The sequence below is a fragment of the Clostridium sp. SHJSY1 genome (assembly GCF_031626875.1).
Lineage (GTDB): Bacteria > Bacillota > Clostridia > Clostridiales > Clostridiaceae > Clostridium.
The window spans coordinates 1-4,451 of sequence record NZ_JANDMF010000095.1; the positions used below are offsets into that span (position 1 = coordinate 1).

The following is a 4,451-nucleotide window of genomic DNA, read 5'->3' on the forward strand; positions in this document are numbered from 1 at the left end:
GAGTCATTAAAAATAGCCTAAGAATCTGTTTTTCTATTCAACTGTAAAATTATTCAAGTAAAAATGCACTATTATAGTTTGTAATTGAAAATTTATTATAACTAACAAAAAGTCACTCCATATGAATAAAAATCAAACAGAGTAACTTTTAATTTTTTTATATAATTTAAACAACCTGAACTTTTCTTTTACTTTTAACCCTTCTAGCAAATCCTACAGATACAGATAACATTGGCCAAGATAAAGCAATGAATACTATTGCCATAATCCATTCTCCAATTGTTATTGGAGTCAAACTAAATACCCATCTTCCTATTGGTGTAACATAACATATGATAGAACTAACTACCATTGCTATCAATAAAAATAATTTAAATCTTGTTAATGGTAATGCTACTCTCAATAAAACAACTAAACTTATGCCTAAAAATACAATTAATGCTACTGATCTAGAATGTCTCAATCCAACTCCTGATAAATGGGATATTGCAAAGGCACTAACAGTAAATAAAACCATTATAACACCATTTGGTATACTCTTGGTTAATATCCTTCTTAAAAATCCTTTTTTTACTCTTCCAACTGATGGTTCTAAAGCTAGAAAAAATGATGGTATTCCAATAGCACAACTACCAACTAAAGATGCCTGTATAGGTGACAATGGATATGGTAGTAAAATTAAACATATTATCAAAGATAAACTTACAAAGAAAACTGTCTTTGTAAGGAACAATTCAGCAACTCTTTCTAAATTGTTTATTTGCTTTCTTCCCTCTGTAACAACTTTAGGAAGTGCTCCAAAATCAGAATTTAACAATACTAGCTGAGCAACTGCTTTTGTAGCTTCTGAACCATTTCCCATTGCTATTCCACAATCTGCTTCCTTAAGTGCAAGCACATCATTTACTCCATCTCCTGTCATAGCAACTGTATGCCCTTTTAATTGCAATGCTTTTATTATATCCTTCTTTTGATGAGGAGTAACTCTTCCAAATATAGTATAATCATCAATAACCTTAACTAATTCTTCTATCTCTATAGGTAATGATCTAGCATCAACATATCTATCAGCACCTTCAACTCCTGCTCTCATGGCTACTGCTGAAACTGTAACTGGATTATCTCCAGATATAACTTTTAATGTAACCCCTTCTTTATTAAAGAACTTTAACACTTCTGGAGCTTCTTCCTTAATAACATCTTCTATTAATATAAAAGCTGCTTCTTCTACTGATTCTAAAATTCCTTTTTTCAAACTTATTTGATTTACTTTTCCAAGAAGAAGAACTCTTCTTCCTTTTATAGCTTCTGCTTCAACAACACTACTAAAACTACTATATCTATCTCCTAATAAAATTTCAGGAGCTCCAAGTACCCAAGTCCCATAACTCTTTAAAATTATGCCTCCCCATTTTCTTCTGGATGAAAATGGTACCTTTTCCAGAACTGAAACACTTGGATCATAATCATAATGTTCTAAAATAGCCTTTTGAGTAGGGTTTTTACTTGGAAGATTATGTACTAAAGCTGCTAGCACTTCATCTACTAATTCCTTTTTTACCCCATGTACTGGTTTTACATCTACCAACTTAAGCTTTCCTTCTGTTATTGTTCCAGTCTTATCTACACAAAGCACATCTACTCTTGCCAATAACTCTGTTGCTGACAATTGTTGAACTAAAGCATCATATTTAGCAAGTCTTACCACAGAAACTATGAATGTTGCACTAGTTAATAAGACTAATCCCTCAGGAATCATACCAACAATTCCTGAAACTACACCTATCAAAGACTCTCGCCATCCAGCTCTTGAAAAGAAAATTTGTGTTGTAGTTAATATTATTCCTAATGGCACTATCAGAAATAATAACATTTTTATAATTTTACTAATAGATGTTTGAAGTTCTGAATTAACTATTTTAAATTTTCTTGCTTCATCAGCAAGCTTTGATGAATAGGTCTTTCCTCCTACCTTTGTTATCTTAGCAAAACCTTCACCTGCAACAACAAAACTTCCAGATAAAACTTCATCAGATGATTTTTTAGGAACTGGATCAGCTTCGCCTGTAAGCATTGATTCATCTACTTCAAGTTCATCACCTTTAACTAACTTACAATCTGCCAATATCTGATCTCCACTTGATAAACAAACTATATCATCTATAACTAATTCCTCAATAGATACTACTTTTTCTTTACCATTTCTTAAAACTTTTGCATTTGCCATACTTAAAACTGATAGTTTTTCAAGAGTCTTTTTTGCATTAAGTTCTTGCATAACTCCAATAATACTATTTACTAAAATTACTCCTGCAAATATAGCATTTTTAGGTGAACCTGCTATAATCACTATTCCTGCGAGAACAATATTGAGAGCATTAAAAATATTAAAAAAATTAGCTCTTATCATTTGCCAAATTGTTCTTGATGGAGCTGTTGGCAATTTGTTTACCTGTCCATTTTTAATTCTTAATTCTACTTCTTTATCTGTTAGTCCAATCAATCTATTTTCATTATTAGAATTGATATCGATTTCCTTTATATCTAAATTATTACACTCCATAAGCTCTCCTCATTAAAGTTGAATATTAATCTCTATAAATTTATTGTAATTTACTAATCTTAAAATACTCTTAAATTTTCAAATAAATTATTAAAAATCTCTTATTTTATTATTATTTATTCAATTTAGGAATTAGTTTACTATTATAACTTAAATTATTAGCAAGCCAATTATATCATATATAAAAGTTTCTTTGTTTACAAATCGTTAAGTTTTTGATAACTAATAATGTATATACTTTAATTCTTTCCTATCTTGTAATATACTATTCTATGTTAATCTATTATAATCTAGAAAGGACAAAGCTTATGTTAAGATCATTATTATTTTATTCTGGATTAGTAATAAGTTTAATTTTTTCTTTAATGCACACGATTAAAATTAATTATTTGCTTAAAAAAGGAAGAAATGAAGAAGGAATTTTACTTATTCATAAAATCACTCACAGATGGGCAAGATTTGTAATGAAACTCAGTGGATGCAAAATAAATATTACTGGTCTTGAAAACATCCCGAAAAATCAAACGGTATTATTTGTTTCTAATCATCAAAGTAACTTTGACATTCCACTTTTAATGAGTGCTATAGATATTCCCAAAGGATTTATTGCAAAAAAAGAACTTGCTAAGTGGCCTGGAATAAGCCTATGGATGAGATATATGCAATGTACATTTATGGATAGAGAAAATATGAGAAAGTCTGCTGAATCCATAGTTGAAGGGATAAATATCTTAAAAAGTGGACACTCCATGGTAATTTTTCCTGAAGGAACCAGAAGTAAGGGTGGAAAACCACATGAATTTAAGGCTGGAAGTTTTAAACTTGCTCTTAAATCAAAAGTTCCTATAGTTCCAATAACTATAGATGGTTCATATAAAGCTTTAGAAGCTAATAATAATAGAATTAAAGCATCATCAATTAATATCACCATACATCCATTGATTGATGTACAAGCTCTCACAAAAGATGAAATAACTGAATTACCTGAAAGGGTTGAAAATATAGTTTTAAGCAAATTTAATTAAAAAAAATCTCAAAAAAGAAATTCTCTTTTTTGAGATTTTTATTTTACTACATCATTAACTTTAAATTCTCTAATCCATCATTCACTTCATCTAAAGGTAAGTTTCCTGATTCTAAGTAATTTTCATCTTTTTTCTTGAGCCTATTATAAAATTCTATCCCTTTTGAAATAACAGTCTTGTCCTTGTCACTATTTTTTATCATATAAAATAAAATATCTTCTGCTTTATCTAATTGCTTATTTATTTCATAAAACTTAAATATCCTAATATTATCTTCTAAACTCATTTCATATTGTGATAAATCTTTTACTACTTCCATAACATCATTTAAATACCTTTCATCTAAATGCTCTTCCTCTAAATATGCACACAAAAAACTTTCTAATGATTTTTTATAATATTTTATTTTGTTTGATTCATCTTTTAATGTATTGTACATATAACCTTCAAAATATAATAATTCTCCAAGTGCAATATATCTTTCTGAATTATATTGATTTTCTTTTCTTACTAAGTCAATAACATCAGAAAATGCTAAAGTATCAATTGTATCTATCTCTAATCCAACTAAAGCCTTCACTTCTTTATTAATCATATTAAATGCAGTGCTGACTTCTCCATCTAATATACTTCTATCAATTTCTTCCCTTATATTTTTAAGAGTTGTTTCAATCTCTTTCATATAATCATTTTTTAACATTCTCACACCTCACTTTAAACATTTCCTTGGAAATAAGGATTTACTTATATATTATACAAACATTAAAAGCTAAGTTAAATAACTTAGCTCAGAGTGTCGACAAAGTCGACACTCTTTCGTTTTTATAATAAAATATTCTTGGGTGATAAAAATGTTAACAAAG

General features: G+C 28.7%; 3 protein-coding genes. 1 reads left to right on the forward strand and 2 read right to left on the reverse strand.

Annotated elements, in window-relative coordinates; translation table 11 throughout:
• Nucleotides 1–166: 166 nt before the first annotated feature.
• Complete coding sequence (locus NNC19_RS23130; protein WP_310941049.1) at nt 167–2,563, reverse strand: HAD-IC family P-type ATPase; 2,397 nt, start codon at nt 2,561–2,563, stop codon at nt 167–169.
• Nucleotides 2,564–2,871: 308 nt separating this feature from the next.
• Between NNC19_RS23130 and NNC19_RS23135 the strand changes: the two genes are divergently transcribed.
• A complete protein-coding gene (locus NNC19_RS23135) occupies nt 2,872–3,588 on the forward strand; it encodes a lysophospholipid acyltransferase family protein (protein ID WP_310941050.1) in 717 nt (238 codons plus the stop codon).
• 46 nt (nt 3,589–3,634) lie between these two features.
• Here the strand turns inward: NNC19_RS23135 and NNC19_RS23140 are convergent, their stop codons facing one another.
• Nucleotides 3,635–4,288 carry a DUF6483 family protein gene (locus tag NNC19_RS23140; RefSeq protein WP_310941051.1) on the reverse strand — a complete coding sequence of 218 codons (654 nt, stop codon included), beginning with the start codon at nt 4,286–4,288 and terminating at the stop codon, nt 3,635–3,637.
• Between the last annotated feature and the right edge of the window lie 163 nt (nt 4,289–4,451).